This is a genomic window from Paenibacillus piri, assembly GCF_004354045.1.
GTDB lineage: Bacteria > Bacillota > Bacilli > Paenibacillales > NBRC-103111 > Paenibacillus_S > Paenibacillus_S piri.
Genome location: NZ_SMRT01000015.1, coordinates 160,137 through 176,842 on the forward strand (window position 1 = coordinate 160,137; position 16,706 = coordinate 176,842).

The following is a 16,706-nucleotide window of genomic DNA, read 5'->3' on the forward strand; positions in this document are numbered from 1 at the left end:
TCGTGTCTCCGAATAAAAAAATTTACAATTGTTACAATATGAGAACATGTATGGTTAACCGATCGCGGCCGCAGGCTAAAAAGCGGTATGCGGGCGATCGGGATGAAAGGCTCGAGCCAAGTGCCCGGCATTGTCTTGTATACAGGTGACAAATGGCGGCAGCCGCGTTCACACTCGACGACCGGAGGAAGCATGTATTCCGCGCGGCTGGCGGATTGCCGGATTTTCCGCGTAAAATCGGGGCTGCAGGGCGGTCGGATTGGGGAGAAGCCAGTGTCAAATGGGTTTTATGTTACATATAATGTAAGGTATTTCTGGAATACAAGATTTTTGTAGAAAAATTGTTTGTTTTAAATTGATAGTTTAGGTCTCAGATGTTAATATAAAACATATTAATCTAATAGAGGTTCATAGAATTGGTCAAGGTTTGAACTGATTTTAGAACGGATGATGTGCCTGTTCTTCCTATCTAATGTGATATCGGCATGTTTTGCAAGGGACTCGCGGACTTATGTTACGTTCGTTCGAGGCAACTTGGCGATTATGTATATCAATTGGGGAGAATATCTCCCAGGCTGGCGGAACCGCTTCGGTTCAGGCTTGTGAACAATGGTACAAACAATTACAAGGAAAGAAAGGTTGTACAACATGAACAGAAACGGATTACCAGTTAAGCAGGGTCTTTACGACCCTCAGTTTGAGCACGACGCTTGCGGGATCGGGTTTGTTGCCAACATTAAAGGTAAGCCTTCTCATGAAATTGTCGGTCAGGCTTTAAACGTATTATGCAATCTGGATCACCGCGGCGGTCAGGGCAGCGAGAGCAATACGGGGGACGGAGCGGGCATTTTGCTGCAAATTCCGCACAGCTTCTTGAAATCGGAATGCGCGAAGGAAGGCATCGAGCTGCCGGAAGCGGGCAAGTACGGGGTCGGCATGGTATTTTTGCCGCAGGATGCCGCGGCGCGTACAGCCTGTGAGCAGGTGCTGGAAGCGAAGATTGCGGAAGCCGGACAGCAGCTGCTGGGCTGGAGAACGGTTCCGACCGACAATTCCACGCTGGGCGAATCCGCAAAATCGGCGGAGCCGTTTGTCCGTCAAATCTTTATCGGCTCTACGATCGAGAGCGGCGACGAACTGGCGTTTGAACGCAAGCTGTACGTTATCCGCAAATTGACGGAAAATGCGGTTCGTGCGCTCGATTTCAATGAAGCGTTTTATTTTTCCAGCCTGTCGAGCCGGACGATCGTATATAAAGGAATGCTGACTCCTGAACAGGTGGACAGCTATTACGTGGAGCTGAAAAACCCGGCGTTCGAAACGGCGCTGGCGCTCGTCCATTCCCGGTTCAGCACCAACACGTTCCCGAGCTGGGAACGCGCCCATCCATACCGCTATTTAATTCATAACGGCGAAATCAATACGCTGCGCGGCAATGTCAACTGGATGCATGCCCGCCAGGCGATGTGCGAGACGGAACTGTTCGGCGAAGATTTGAAAAAGATTTTACCGGTCATCGATACCGACGGCTCGGACTCCCAAATGTTCGACAATACGCTGGAATTTTTGATGCTGACCGGCAGATCGCTGCCGCATGCGGCGATGATGATGATTCCGGAGCCTTGGTCCAAGCATGAGTCGATGAGCGACGAGAAGAAAGCTTTCTATGAATATCACAGCTGTTTGATGGAGCCATGGGACGGCCCGGCCGCGATCTCCTTTACGGACGGCAAAATGATCGGCGCGGTGCTCGACCGCAACGGCTTGCGTCCGGCCCGTTATTATGTAACGAATGACGACCTGATCGTGCTTGCCTCCGAGGTCGGCGTGCTGAATATCGCGCCGGAGCGGATCGTGCGCAAAGACCGTTTGCGTCCGGGGCGGATGCTGCTAGTCGATACCGTCAAGGGGCGCATCGTATCCGATGAGGAAATCAAAGGCTCGATCGTCGCCGAGCAGCCTTACCGCGACTGGCTGAACGAGCATTTAATTTCATTGGAAGAGCTGCCGGAGCCTGCGGAGGTGCCGCAAACGGATCACGAAACGGTACTGCAGCGCCAGATGGCGTTCGGCTACACGTTCGAAAATTTGCGCAAAATTATCGAACCGATGGCGAAGACCGGCGTAGACCCGATCGGCTCGATGGGCTTCGACGCGCCGCTTGCGGTGCTGTCCGATCGGCCGCAGCTGCTGTACAGCTACTTCAAGCAGCTGTTCGCACAGGTGACGAACCCGCCGATCGACGCGAACTTTGAAGAAATTATTACGGCGCAGGGCACGACCGTCGGCCCCGAGCGCAACTTGATCAAGCCTGAGCCGGAGAGCTGCCGCCAAATCCGTTTGGCGACGCCGGTATTGACCAACGCGGAGCTGGCGAAGCTGCGCGAAATCAAGCGTGACGGCTTCAAATCCGTCACGCTGCCGATCCTGTTCAAGGCGTCCGAAGATCCGGGCGCATTGGAGCAGGCGATGGATGAGCTGTATGCGGCCGCCGACCAGGCGATTGCCGAGGGCGCTACGCTGATCATCTTGTCCGACCGCGGCGTGGAAGCGCAGCTGGCGGCCATCCCGGCACTGTTGGCCGTTTCCGGCCTGCATCACCATCTGATCCGCGAAGGCACACGCACAAAGGTAGGCCTGCTGCTTGAATCCGGCGAACCGCGCGAGGTGCATCACTTTGCGCTGCTGCTCGGCTATGGCGCAAGCGCGATCAACCCTTATTTGGTGCTGGAAACGCTGGAGGATTCGATCCGCTCGAACAAGCTGAAGGATTTGACGGCGGAAAAAGCGGTCTACAATTATATTAAAGCCTCGACCAAGGGCGTCGTAAAAGTGTTGGCCAAAATGGGAATCTCCACGATTCAGAGCTACCGCGGCGCGCAAATTTTCGAAGCCGTCGGTCTGGATCAATCCGTTATCGATAAATATTTTACATGGACTTATACGCCGGTTAGCGGTATAAAAATCGATGTAATCGCCCAGGAAGCCATTCTTCGCCACCGGCGCGCATTCTCCGAGCAGGAGGGCCGCGACCGTGCGCTTGATACCGGGGGCGAGCTGCAATGGCGCAAAAACGGCGAGGATCACCTGTACAATCCGGAGACGATCCATGCGCTTCAGGCGGCCGTTAGAACGAATAATTACGACATGTACAAAAAGTTCGTGAAGCTGGTTCAAAAGGAGAATGAGAAGTACGCTGCGCTGCGCTCGCTCTTCTCGTTCAAATCCGGCCGCGGTCCGATTCCGATTGACGAGGTCGAGCCGGTAGAATCGATGTTCAAGCGGTTCAAGACCGGTGCGATGTCCTACGGTTCGATCTCCAAAGAAACGCACGAAGACTTGGCGATCGCGATGAACCGTATCGGCGGCAAATCGAATACCGGCGAGGGCGGCGAGCACTACGAGCGGTTTCAGCCGGATGAGAACGGCGATCTGCGCCGCAGTGCGATCAAGCAGGTAGCTTCGGGCCGCTTCGGCGTAACGAGCAATTATCTCGTTAATGCGGACGAGATTCAAATTAAAATGGCACAGGGCGCAAAGCCTGGCGAAGGCGGCCAGCTGCCGGGCTCCAAAGTGTACCCGTGGGTAGCCGAGGTGCGCGGCGTTACGCCGGGCGTAGGCTTAATCTCGCCGCCGCCGCATCACGATATTTATTCGATCGAGGATTTGGCGGAGCTGATTCATGATCTGAAGAACGCCAATCCGCGCGCAAGAATCAGCGTGAAGCTCGTCTCCGAGGTCGGTGTCGGCACAATTGCCGCCGGCGTTGCCAAAGGGAAGGCCGACGTCGTGCTGATCAGCGGCTATGACGGGGGGACGGGCGCATCGCCGCAAACGAGCATCCGTCATGCCGGATTGCCTTGGGAGCTCGGCCTTGCGGAGACACATCAGACGCTGGTGCTGAACGATCTGAGAAGCCGGATTACGGTAGAAACCGACGGCAAGCTGATGACCGGACGCGATGTCGTCGTCGCGGCGCTGCTCGGCGCGGAAGAGTTCGGCTTTGCGACCACCCCGCTGATCGCTCTTGGCTGCATTATGATGCGCGTCTGTCATCTGGATACTTGTCCGGTCGGCGTTGCGACGCAAAATCCGGATCTTCGCAAAAAGTATACGGGCGACCCTGAGCATGTCGTCAATTTTATGAATTTCGTCGCCCAGGATGCGCGCGAACTGATGGCCGAGCTCGGCTTCCGGACGATCGAAGAAATGGTCGGCCATACGGAGTATCTGGAAACGAACCAGGCTGTCGCCCATTGGAAAGCCAAAGGCATCGACTTATCGCCGCTGCTTCATCAGCCTGAGGTTGGTGAGGGTGTAGGCCGCTTCTGCTCGATGGTACAGGATCACGGTCTGGACCGTTCGCTCGATATGACGCAGCTCCTTGAAATTTGCAAACCTGCGATTGAGAACAAGGAGCATGTGCACGCGATTTTGCCGATTCATAACGTGAATCGCGTCGTCGGAACGATTCTGGGCAGCGAAGTAACCCGCCGCTACGGATTGGAGGGACTTCCGCACGATACGATTCGGATTCATTTTAACGGTTCGGCAGGCCAAAGCTTTGGCGCCTTCGTTCCGAAAGGCATCACGCTTTCCCTGGAGGGCGACGCCAACGATTATGTCGGCAAAGGCTTATCCGGAGGCAAGCTCGCGATATTCCCGTCGGAGCAATCGATTTTTGAAGCCGAGAACAACATCATTGTCGGCAACACGGCATTTTACGGAGCTACCGGCGGCGAAGCCTACATCCGCGGAATTGCCGGCGAGCGCTTCTGCGTACGGAATTCCGGGGCCAGCGTTGTCGTGGAAGGCGTAGGCGACCACGGCTGCGAATACATGACCGGCGGGCGCGCTGTCGTTATCGGGCCGACCGGCCGCAACTTTGCGGCAGGGATGTCCGGAGGCATCGCTTACGTGCTCGACGAGGATGGAACGTTCAAAGACAAATGCAACAAAGAAATGGTTTTTCTGGAGCAGGTCGAGGAAACCTTCGAAGCTCAGGAGCTGCGCAACCTGATTCAGCATCACGAAACGTTCACGGGGAGCAAGGTTGCAAACCGCATCCTGAAAAACTGGGAAATGTATGTTTGGAAATTTGTGAAAGTCATTCCGAAAGACTACAAGCGGATGTTCGAAGCGATCGAGCGCGTCAAACGTTCCGGCTTGAGCCAGCAGGAAGCGATGCTTGTTGCGTTTGAGGAAAACATGAAGGACGTATCTCGAGTAGGCGGTAACTAATAACGATTGCATATGGAAAACGACAATTTCATCTGGCTTAGACTTACACATGCGGTGACTTGATGAGAAGAAACTGCTGCGAGTCGATCGCATCTGCCCGAAAGCTGCCGGAACAGGCGCTCCGTTCGATATTTGAATATGGAATGGACGACTGTGCCAGGAGGCATATACAATTGGAAGGAAGATGGACGATTCGCAGCGGTTTCTTTTTTGCAGCGAATGTAAGCGCTGTATCTGGAAGAAAGACGGTTTTCAATAATGGGCAGGAGGCAGAAGAATGGGTAAACCAACCGGATTTATCGATTACCAGCGTGAAACTCCGAGCGAAGCGGCTCCCTTGATGCGAATCAGCCACTGGAACGAATTCAGCACGCCGTTATCCGAGGAAAAGCTTCAGCTTCAAGGCGCTCGCTGTATGGACTGCGGCATTCCGTTTTGCCATACGGGCAAGCTGATCAGCGGCATGGCAGCGGGTTGCCCTGTCAACAATCTCATTCCCGAATGGAATGATCTCGTATATCAAGGCATGTGGCGCGAAGCTTTGGATCGCCTGCATAAAACGAATAATTTCCCCGAGTTTACCGGCCGCGTCTGCCCGGCTCCATGCGAAGGCTCCTGTACCGTAGGTATTAGCGGAACGCCGGTTACGATCAAAAACATCGAGAAATCGATTATCGACAAAGGCTTTGCCGAGGGCTGGGTCGTGCCGGAGCCGCCTGCCGTCCGAACGGGCAAAAAGGTCGCAGTCATCGGCTCGGGACCGTCTGGCCTTGCCTGCGCTGCGCAGCTGAACAAAGCCGGTCATAGCGTGACCGTTTACGAGCGTGCGGACCGGATCGGCGGTCTGCTTATGTACGGCATTCCGAATATGAAGCTGGATAAAAAGTACGTGCAGCGGCGCGTAGACCTGCTGGCCGCCGAAGGCGTCAAGTTCGTGACGAATACCGAGATCGGCAAAGACATTCCTGCATCGCAGCTGAAGGAACAGTTCGACGCTATCGTCCTGTGCGGCGGTGCGACCAAAGGCCGCGACCTCCAGATCGAGGGCCGCGAGCTGAAGGGCGTTCATCTGGCGATGGAATTTCTTTCGAAAAATACGAAGAGCCTGCTCGATTCCCGGCATCAGGACGGGCAATATATTTCCGCCGAAGGCAAGGATGTTATTGTTATCGGCGGCGGCGATACGGGCACGGACTGTGTCGGTACGTCGATCCGCCACAAATGCAAAAGCGTGACGCAATTCGAAATTATGCCGAAATCACCGGAAAAACGTCCGGCGAACAACCCTTGGCCGGAATGGCCCAAGGTGCTGAAGGTCGATTACGGGCAGGAGGAAGCGGCCGCACTGCAGGGGCAGGACCCCCGCCAATATTTGATCAATACGAAGAAGTTTGTCGGCGATGAGAACGGGCATGTAAAAGAGCTTCATACCGTGCTGATCGAATGGAAGAAGGATGATCAGGGGCGGTTTGTCCCTGTGGAGGTACCAGGCAGCGAGAAAGTGTACCCGGCGCAGCTCGTTATGCTGGCGATGGGCTTCATGGGTCCGGAAAATACGGTGCTGGACCAGCTCGGCGTCGAGAAGGATGAACGCTCCAACGCGAAAGCGGAATACGGCAAGTTTGCGACCAACGTAAAAGGCGTATTTGCCGCCGGGGATATGCGCCGCGGGCAAAGCCTTGTCGTGTGGGCGATCAACGAAGGCCGTGAAGCGGCCCGCGAATGCGACCGATATTTGATGGGCTCTACCAATCTGCCGTAACGTCGGCTTATACCGAAACGATAAGGAGCGCGCGCCTACAGGCGTTGGCGCTCCTTATTGCCGAACCGGCCAACGAAGCAGCATTTTGGATCGGCATTAGACGGAGCCTGAGCATAAATGTTTCTTTGTCCCCTTGACCGTGAACGTCTTACGATCCGGCTGCAGCCAATCGCTATGACTTTATTCCTGCGAAATAATAGGAAAAATAAACAATTTGACTTAAATTTTAGCGAAAATTGTCACAATTTTGTAAAAAAGGGTTCTTTACTTCAAATTTATCTGATATACTGGTGCATAAATATGCCAAATACATAATAGTTATTAATTGATGGACAACACTCGGGAGGTGTCGGTTTTTTATGTCAAGCGAAGACAAAACATTGGCCTTATTATCGCATATTTTAAGCTTGTTTGTCGGGTTCATCGCCCCGCTCGTCATCTGGCTTATCAAGAAGGATCAATCTCAATATGTGGCCGAGCAGGCAAAAGAATCGCTTAACTTTCAAATCTCGCTATTGATTTATTATTTTGTGGCGTGGATATTGACGTTTCTGGTGATTGGGCTGATTCTGTTGCCCGCGCTTTGGGTTTTCTCGGTTATCGTTGTCATTTTGGCGGCGGTCAAAGCTAACAGCGGGGAAATGTACCGTTATCCGCTGACGATCCGTTTTGTGAAGTAATCCGTATGCAGGCATGGAAGCCCGTTTGAGTACAACGCTCAAGCGGGCTTTCGATTTGCGGCGTCCGTCGGGACAGGCCGTGCAGCAGGCGGCTGCAACGGTTCGATCCCTCGGGCTGCTGCTGTTGCTCCGGATAAAGGACGGTCCGGCTGAGCGGAGTTTGGTCCGGCCGAGAGCCATATGCATATATTGTAAATATGCGTTTCACCCTCTTTAATCGGAAGCCGGGTACGAATATTGTAATCAAACCAAGTTTTCCGATATCTGGAGGGATAAGGCTATGTCCTTTTTACGAGCGCTTGAACCCAACAAGAATCTCGACGATAACTGGGTGCATCTCATGATTGCGGCCCGCAATATGGGAATTTCGAAAGAAGAAGTGCAGCGATTTATTCGTCAATCGCAAAAACAAGAAAATTTAAAACATCAACCATAAAAACAAAAAATTTTTAAATATTAATGATAGCGTTTTCAAACAAAAATTTTCACATTTTCTTAGCCAAGACCCCACAAAATTTGCTAAAATAGTACTATAGACGTCATACAGATCAATAAAGGGGCAGCTACCATGATAGGCAAACGCGTAAAGCAGTTGCGAATCGAGAAGGGACTCTCCCTCTCGGAGCTGGCCGAAAAGGCTGGCGTCGCGAAGTCGTACTTAAGCTCGATCGAGCGGGATATTCAGTCGAATCCGTCGATTCATTTTTTAGAAAAGGTGTGCACCGTTCTTGAAGTGCCGATCGAATCCTTTTTGCAAAACAAAACGACTCCCCATCAGGAATTGGATGAGGAATGGTTGAATCTTGTGCATGAGGCTATGGTTTCCGGCGTGAGCAAAGAGCAGTTTTTGGAGTTTCTGGAGTACAACAAGTGGCGCAAAAACCAGCAGAAATAATTTGGGGCAGCCCGGAAACCTTTTGGAGCCCTGGAAGCTGTAAGACAGCATCCAAAGGGCTTTTTTTGCATTTGTGCGGAAAGAATAAGATGGATGGTGCGCAGCGGATGGCCATACAGAAGTCCAGCCGGAATGCGAGGCAATGAAATGGAAAAGCAGCGCCGATCCGCTATATTAAGCGGGATCGGGCGCTGCTTTTATTTTGAATAGAAAGTTTATATTTTGTTCCATACAACCTGGAAAAATGTGCTCGTCCTTTGGGTATGGTGCCAGCCGCTTACTTAGGCTTAAGTCATCGCCGTCCGAGTGCTATTTGATTTTCTCGAAGGCTTGCTTCATTATATCGTAGCTTTGCTTCACGCGCTCGGTGTATTGGACCTTGTTCCACCCGTCCCAACGATAGATGGGAAGCTTGGATACCGGAAATGCGCCGCCGCCTCCATTATCCAGGCCGATCACCGAATTGTCGGAACGCTTGACGATCCAGGGGACAAAGCGGATGCCCTCGGTCGAACGGGCGAACAGCTTGCCGTCCTTCTCGCCATAGCTGATGACCTGCTTCGAGCTGGGGTCAGAGAAGCCGAGCAGCATCCAGGGGATGCGCAGCTCCAGCGTCGTTCCGCTCGTCTGCCACATGGTCAACGAATTAAATTTCGTCGAGCCGACCTTCGTCGAGCCGCGCAGCATATTTCCGGCGGGAACATCCTCGAATGGATTATACTTCTTGGAATCCGGCGGTATCAATTCCAGCCCGACGGCCAGCTTCCAAGGGTCGAATATGCCGGAGTCGTCCTGAAACTGCTCGGGCTTTACCGGCAGCATGCCGTACAGCTTGCCGTACAGACGGGTGTGTAGATTGTAATTGGAGGCAATCTTGACTTGGCTTTCGTTATCTTTGCCGAGTACGATCACCGTCTCCAAGCCCTCATCCAGCGTTTTCCCGCCCAGTTCCTTGGCATGCTTGTTGCCGCCCGGGATCGTGTCTACGCCGAGATACAGCTGCTCCTGCTCGGGATCGAACGGATGTTCCAGCTGCGCATTGACATACACATAAGCCTCGTCGTGCGTGACGCTGATTTCTTTCCAGCCGGGCATGGCGCTCGTATCCAGCTTCTGAATCTCGGAAGACTTCAACGAGTTCCAGTCGGACGGGTCTCCGTCAATGACGAGCTTGCCATCTTTGCCCGACAGCTCCGCCAGCAGGCCAAAATGCTGCTCGTTGGTCAGTACGTTATGCCACAGTCTGCGCCGATCCTGCGGGATTTCATAATACATTGTATTCCATGTCTTTTTAAACCACTCGTCCTGCCATGAAAACACGATCGCCCCCGCCATGCCTTCGCTATGAATATCCTGCAGCAGCGAAGCGTCGATCCGCCCTTGCGCTTCTTCGTCATGCGAGCCCTGATGGCGGTCCATCGTGCCCAGATGAGCGACGCCGAGCGATGAAGGAACACCGAATTCCGTAATCATAACCGGTATGTCTTTATGGTAAGCCTTGAGCTTGCGCAAATAGCTTTTGTACATGTTCGGAGTTCCGTCCGCTTCCTTCACATCCTTCAGCGTATCATCCAACCGGAAAAAGTCGGGATAATACGGATAGGCATGATAAGCGGCGAAATAGCCGCCTTCCCAGTTGTTCACCTGAATATGGCTGGCGTCTACGCTGACCATATCCTCCTGGATAAGTACTTCTCCGGGATGGCTGAGCGGGTCGGTCGTGACCCAGTTGGTGAAGGCGAGCGGATGGCTCCAACCGAATTGCGCTTCGCTTACGGCGAGGTAATCGAGCATCGTGGCCAGCCAGTTTTCGAACGGAGATGCTTCCGGTTTGGCGGACAGATGAGTGCCGACAAACCCTTTTTTGTCCGGATGCTTCTCATTCGTATTTTGGACCATCGTGGGATCCCATTCGGTCCCGATATGCCAGCCGAGCAAATAAGGCCCGGCATTATACCGGTACGTGCCGCCGGCTTTTCCGAATTCTTCCGGAATGTTCGCGCTGCCGTAGACGACGCTGACCGCGTCATAAATTTCCTTTTCAAACTTGTTGTAAATTTCGTCGAGGTAAGCGTCTTTCTTCTCGATCAAATCTTCCTCGGGCGACCATACCCCTTGAATAAAATAAAGCGGCCGGTCTTTATGATCCTGATTATATTTCACGAGCGCTTCATAAAACGCCGGTTGCAAAATCGTATAGACGCGGATTGTATTGGCGCCCATGTCCTGAATCATTTTGAACCATTGCAAATAATGCTCCTTCGTGATCGGCAGGTCTCCCGGGTCGTAACCCGGAAGAGCCGCGCCGATATTTACCCCTTTGACGAAAAAGGGCGTCCACTTATTATTGCTGTAAATTTCCAATCGGTCTTCCTGCGTTCTGAATTTAATCTGCGCTCCGTCGGCCGAATGGACGGTTTCCACTTTAGCGGCCGGCCAATAATGCCATATGACGAAACCGGCGAGCAAAACCAAGGCGAAACGAAGCAGCCATTTGGCCGCAGTGGTTGTCCCTTTCATGACGATGAGCTCCTTTGGTTTCTATTTCGGTTCATATAATGAGATCGGACTTCAGGCGAGCAGCCTGCGTATCCGGGCTTCCAGCTCCACGGGCGAGAACGGCTTTTTGATCACATCGGAAACGCCCAGATCGAAGCATTTGCTTAATTCGTGATCCAGACCGAGATCGGTCAGCACCATAATTTTGCACTGGTTTTTGAGGCTTCGCGATTGGCGGATCCGGTGAATGAGCTGATAGCCGTCAAGGGCCGGCAGCGTCAATTCGGTGATGACAAGATCGGGAGTCGTTTCATTGATCAGATTCAGTCCTTCCAGGCCATCCTGTGCCGGGCGGACGTCGTAGCCCTGAAACCCGAGCCGGGTTTGCATAAAATCGAGCAGATCGGTATTTTGGTCGATCATGACGATCGAGGGCGTTTCGTTCGCCGGGGCTTGCCGGGAATAGACGATAATGTCCTGTTCCGGGGCTGCCTGCTCTCCTAATACCAGTGCGATGAACTCGGACATCGCTTCCTCATCGGGAGTCGCGCTTTCGGGGAATGCGGCTACAGCCATTTTGCCGGCCAGGAAGCCGGCATTTTGCAGAAACGATTTGGCCGAGAGCGACAGGAAGTGCGTATACGCCAACGTTTGTCCCGGCAGCGCTACGAGCAGCAGCTGCTCCCGCTCCTCATAGCTGAGAATGACAGATAAGGACGTATCCTCGATACGCAGCCGCGTTTCGAAATCCTGAAGCTCCATCGAGCCCATCGGGTTCGCTTGTACAGCGATAACGCCGCAGCTCTCCCAGACGGAGTCCTGCAGCAGGCGATGCACTTGTTGATACAGATGACGGGATAAGACGGAGGGGGCCGATTTGGACAGCGATGACGTATTCATTAGGGAAAACACTCCTTTAAAATGGATTTTAATTTAGAAAAGGCTATCAGCTACATGGCCGGCGCTTTGGCCGTTTTGGTATCTGCGGCTTTTCCGGCGCCATTGGTTGCGGCATCGCCGGAGTCTGTCGACTCCTCGGTCCAGCTGCGGCGTACCATATTGCCCCAGTTGTTGTTGCGGCGCGCGTAATCGACATGGCCCTGCAGCTTCCAAAACGCATTGAGCTGATCGTAGCCGAGCGCCATCACGATGGAAAAGCCGATAATTTTGAACAAGTCGCGTGTCGTGACGCTTTGCCGGAAAGCAATTTCCTCGATAATGAGGGAACCTGCCGTAAAGACGAGACCGATCAGCAAATTTATAAACAGGAAGGCAAGCAGAACCGGGTACTGGGTCATGTCCATGGCGACATATGCGATCAAGGCGGCCAGACCGGACAGCTTGATATACGGGCTTAAAGTTTCATAAGCGATCGTATAGGGCAGAGCCAGCCATCCGATAATCTTGTACCTCGGAATGAACAGCATACCGCGGAAGTGAAGCACATTCCACAGGTTGCCCCGTATCCAGCGCCGGCGCTGGGCGCCCAGTACGGCCAGCGTGTCGGGCGCTTGCGTCCAGCAGACGGCGTCGGGGCAGAAGATGATCCGATACGGCAGGTTTTGCTGCAGCATATACCGGTGAAGCTTAATGACGATGTTCATATCCTCGCCGGGACAATCCTGCTCATAACCGCCGACGCGGATCAGGTAGTCTTTGCGGAACAGTCCGAACGCCCCGGATACGATCAACAGTCCGTTCATGGCGCTCCACCCGATGCGGCCGCCGAGAAAGGCGCGCATATACTCGACATATTGCATGGCAGGCAGCCATTTGGAGGATACCCGCACCGAGCTGACGCGTCCGTCCTGGACGCTGCTGCCGTTGGCGATTCGTACGTTGCCGCCGATTGCGATATGCTGCTCTGGATTTTCCATATATACTTTGACCATTCGGATCAACGCGTCTTTCTCCAATACGGAATCGGCGTCAATCGTTGAGACGAGCGGGTATTTCGAGACGTTAATGCCTGCGTTTAAAGCGTCGGCCTTGCCCCCGTTATCTTTGTCGATCACTACCAGCTTCGGATATTGCGGGCTTGTGTAGATCGCCTTGAGCGGCTTGGACGATACCAAATGCCGCGAAGCGGACAGCCGCTGGCGCTTCAATCCGAATTCGTCCAGCAGCACCTGCAGCGTGTTGTCCTTGGAGCCGTCGTTGATCACGATCACTTCATAAACCGGAAATTCCAATGTCATAAGCGAGCGTACGCTTTCGATAATCGTCAGTTCTTCATTATAGGAGGGTACCAGGATGGAAACGGGCGGCACATATTCCGAACCGGCCAGCTCCCGAAATCGTGAGTACATCGTGCTTTTGATTTGGGACAACATATTTTGCGACGATAAGGCCAAAATGATGAAGTAAAACAAGCTGGACCCGACGATTAGGCAGGTGGCAAAGTACCCATAATTCAGCAAAAAATCTCTCATCGTGATCCCCTTTCTACGAGCCGAACGATGCCGCCTTTGCCGGGTGGCTCGTGTATGATTCGTTAAATATCGTTTCGTACAGATGGGACAGCCGGTTAAAATGCAAAATGTGCCGTATGTCCTGCGCGGCCAGCACGGCTGCGCTTTCCAGCTCCTGATGAATCGCGTCCCAAGCCGTATCGCGGCTCAGCTCATCCTCCGACGAACTCGCGGTTTCGCACAGCGTCTGGAAGCCTTCCAGCCCGAGGCCGGCCATGCTTTTGGCGCTGTAATAGCGAACCCACCAGCTTTCGTCGGTCAGGCCGCGCTTCATGCTGTCCATGAAGACAGGAAGCCTTTGCGAGCCAGCCGCTTTAACCGCGGACGCCCGGATTTCCCAATCCGGGTGGCGGATCAAGCTCTCGATCCGTTCCTGAGCCAGCAGATGCGGATATTCCAGCAGCAGCTTGCTGGCTTTAATACGGATCTCCTTATGCTCCGATGCGGCGAGCTGCTCCAGCACGGGGAACAGGACGGCCTCGTTGCGGCCGGACAGTCCCGTCAGAGCTACATTGATCAAATTCTCGTCGCCCGATTGGAGCAGCTCCAAATAGACCGGGACGGAGTCGAGCTCCGATGATGCCATTATATCCGCAATCAGCTGCCGGCTTTGCGGATGATGCTTGGCGAGCCGCAGAATGAGCCTGCGCAGCTCGCCGGATGTGCCGGCGCATTTGGCGGCGGCGCGGCCGACGACGAAAGCTGTCGCATCGTCGGCTTCATGCTCAAGCAGCGTCAGCAGCTCGCCTGTACATTCCTTGGCGCGCATGACGCCGAGATGGTAAGCGGCGTCGATCCGCTCCCAATGCCGCGGGCTGTGCAGCCGTTTGCGCTCCAGCTCGACCAGACCCATCTCCCGACACAGATCCGTCAGCTTGGCGCGATGGACGCCGCCGAATGTTTCGATCCATTCCAGCAGCTTGACGCGGATCGCGATCAGCTCGTCGGGGTCAAGCGGTCCGGGAGGCGGCAACAGCTCCGGACCGTCGATGTTAATGCTTATATAATTGAAGTAATTGTGATGCTTTTCCAAGTATTGGGCTGTCCGTGCCTCGATTCTGCGGTTTCTCGCCCGCAGCACATACAGGACGCCAAACGCCGCGACGATAATAATTCCGAGAACCGCGGCCGTAAATAAAGCCGGTTGTAACGCTTCAAACGGGTCGATCCGCATACGCTGTTCTTCTCCCCTCGGGCGTCCGGTTTATTCAACCGTCACGCTTTTGGCTAAATTTCGCGGCTTATCCACATCATTGCCTCGCGCCAATGCGGCATAATAGGCCAGCAGCTGCAGCGGGATGACGGATACGGCCGGGGTAAGCAGTGGATGCGTGCGTGGAACATAGATGACCTCGTCGGCCGTTTTGGCCATGTCCATATTGCCTTCCAGCGCGACACCGATGACATACGCTCCGCGCGCCTTCACTTCTTTAATGTTGCTGATCGTCTTTTCCAGCAGCGCTTCCTGGGTCGCCAGAGCGATGACCGGCGTGCCTTCTTCAATCAGCGCCAGCGAGCCGTGCTTTAATTCGCCGGCGGGATACGCCTCCGAATGAATGTAGGAAATCTCCTTCAGCTTGAGCGACGCTTCCAGGGCTACCATATAATCAAGGCCGCGGCCGATGAAAAACAGGTTGCCGCATTCCGCCAGCTCGCCTGCAATGCGCTGAACCCGACGGGTATCCTCCAGCATTTCCTCGATCTGTACCGGAAGCCGTTCCATCATCGCCAGCATTTCGGTCCGCGTAACGGCATCGAGCGTATTCAGGCATTGCGACAGGTAAAGCGCCAGCATGTAGATCACAATCAGCTGCGAAGTATACGCTTTGGTAGAAGCGACCGCGATTTCAGGACCCGCCCATGTAAACAGGACGTCATCCGCTTCGCGGGCCACCGAGCTGCCGACTACATTGGTGATGGCCAAAATATGCGCGCCGGAAAGCTTCGCTTCCCGCATCGCGGCCAGCGTATCGGCGGTTTCGCCGGATTGGCTTACGGCGATAACGAGCGTGTGCTCGCGGATAATCGGCTGCCGGTACCGGTATTCGGAAGCGACGTCGATTTCCACCGGGATTCGGGTGAGCCGTTCAATGACGGCCTTGCCGACCAGCGCCGCATGGTAGGCGGTACCGCAGGCAACCATGTGGATGTGCTGGATTTGCCGAATTTGCTCCGGTGCCAGCTGCAGCTCGGGCAGCACGATTCCGTGGCTGTCGCCGTCGATCCGGCCGAGCATCGTATCCCGGTACGCACGCGGCTGCTCGGCGATTTCCTTCAACATATAATGATCGTAGCCGTCCTTTTCGGCCCGCATCATGTCCCAATCAATGCGAAGCAGCTGCTTGGCGATGAAGTTTCCTTCAAGCGTCATCAGCTCGACTCTGTCGCAGGACAGCACGGCCATCTCGCCGTCACTCAATATATATACATCGCGGGTATGCTCCAAAATAGCCGGAATATCCGAGCCGATAAAATTTTCGCCTTCACCCACGCCGATGATCAACGGACTTGCCCAACGCACGGCGATCAGCTTGTCCGGTTCATGCTCGGATAACACGGCGATCGCGTAAGCGCCCTTTATTCGGCTCACCGCTCTTCGTACGGCGTCGATCAGATCGCCTTCATAATAATGAGCGATCAAATGAGAAATGACCTCGGTGTCCGTTTCCGAAAGGAAGGTGCAGCCGAGCTGCTCAAGCTCTTCCCGGAGCTGCATATGATTTTCAATAATGCCGTTGTGTACGACCGATATTTTCATGCTGTGATCCGTATGGGGATGCGAATTGACATCCGACGGTTTCCCATGAGTGGCCCAGCGGGTATGGCCGATACCGGCCGAGCCGACCAGCGGCTGGTGTTCCAGCTGGGATTCCAGCTCTTGAATTCTTCCTTTAGTTTTGCGGATGTGGAGCCCCTGCAACGTATGCACAGCCACCCCGGCCGAATCATACCCCCGGTACTCCAGCTTTTTTAATCCTTCCAGTAAAATCGGCTGCGAATTTCTACCGCCGATATATCCGACAATACCGCACATCGGTTTACTCCTCCTCTTTCCCGTTTGGCATACTTGTCGCGTCTGTTTGTTTGTTATAACGAACGACATCCCGAAGTATACCTTATATTTCACCAAAATAAAAATGTTTGAAACTTTAAAATTT

The 16,706-nt window shown here is 53.8% G+C and carries 10 protein-coding genes; 5 read left to right on the forward strand and 5 right to left on the reverse strand.

Annotated elements, in window-relative coordinates; translation table 11 throughout:
- Nucleotides 1-648: 648 nt before the first annotated feature.
- The 5 genes from gltB (at nt 649) to E1757_RS26020 (ending at nt 8,578) form a co-directional block, all read left to right on the forward strand.
- A complete protein-coding gene (gene gltB, locus E1757_RS26000) occupies nt 649-5,241 on the forward strand; it encodes a glutamate synthase large subunit (RefSeq protein WP_133233678.1) in 4,593 nt (1,530 codons plus the stop codon).
- 277 nt (nt 5,242-5,518) lie between these two features.
- A complete protein-coding gene (locus E1757_RS26005; protein WP_133233680.1) occupies nt 5,519-7,003 on the forward strand; it encodes a glutamate synthase subunit beta in 1,485 nt (494 codons plus the stop codon).
- A gap of 359 nt (nt 7,004-7,362) precedes the next feature.
- On the forward strand, nt 7,363-7,683 hold the full coding sequence (locus E1757_RS26010; protein WP_133233682.1) for a DUF4870 domain-containing protein: 321 nt from the start codon (nt 7,363-7,365) through the stop codon (nt 7,681-7,683).
- Between the two features lie 280 nt (nt 7,684-7,963).
- Nucleotides 7,964-8,119 carry an anti-repressor SinI family protein gene (locus E1757_RS26015; RefSeq protein WP_133233684.1) on the forward strand — a complete coding sequence of 52 codons (156 nt, stop codon included), beginning with the start codon at nt 7,964-7,966 and terminating at the stop codon, nt 8,117-8,119.
- 132 nt (nt 8,120-8,251) lie between these two features.
- Nucleotides 8,252-8,578 carry a helix-turn-helix domain-containing protein gene (locus tag E1757_RS26020; RefSeq protein ID WP_133233686.1) on the forward strand — a complete coding sequence of 109 codons (327 nt, stop codon included), beginning with the start codon at nt 8,252-8,254 and terminating at the stop codon, nt 8,576-8,578.
- A gap of 309 nt (nt 8,579-8,887) precedes the next feature.
- On the opposite strand, the gene E1757_RS26025 is transcribed toward E1757_RS26020, so the two are convergent.
- From E1757_RS26025 to glmS, 5 genes are read right to left on the reverse strand one after another with little or no spacing between them, the layout of a single operon-like run.
- Nucleotides 8,888-11,098, reverse strand: coding sequence for a hypothetical protein (locus tag E1757_RS26025; protein WP_133233688.1), 2,211 nt, complete (start codon nt 11,096-11,098; stop codon nt 8,888-8,890).
- Nucleotides 11,099-11,149: 51 nt separating this feature from the next.
- Entirely contained in the window at nt 11,150-11,977 is an 828-nt protein-coding gene (locus E1757_RS26030; protein ID WP_133233690.1) for a response regulator transcription factor, read from the reverse strand.
- 50 nt (nt 11,978-12,027) lie between these two features.
- On the reverse strand, nt 12,028-13,509 hold the full coding sequence (locus tag E1757_RS26035) for a glycosyltransferase family 2 protein (RefSeq protein WP_133233692.1): 1,482 nt from the start codon (nt 13,507-13,509) through the stop codon (nt 12,028-12,030).
- Between the two features lie 13 nt (nt 13,510-13,522).
- On the reverse strand, nt 13,523-14,722 hold the full coding sequence (locus tag E1757_RS26040) for a HEAT repeat domain-containing protein (protein WP_133233694.1): 1,200 nt from the start codon (nt 14,720-14,722) through the stop codon (nt 13,523-13,525).
- 30 nt (nt 14,723-14,752) lie between these two features.
- Nucleotides 14,753-16,582: a glutamine--fructose-6-phosphate transaminase (isomerizing) gene (glmS, locus tag E1757_RS26045; protein WP_133233696.1), complete on the reverse strand. Its 1,830-nt coding sequence runs from the start codon at nt 16,580-16,582 to the stop codon at nt 14,753-14,755.
- Nucleotides 16,583-16,706: the final 124 nt, after the last annotated feature.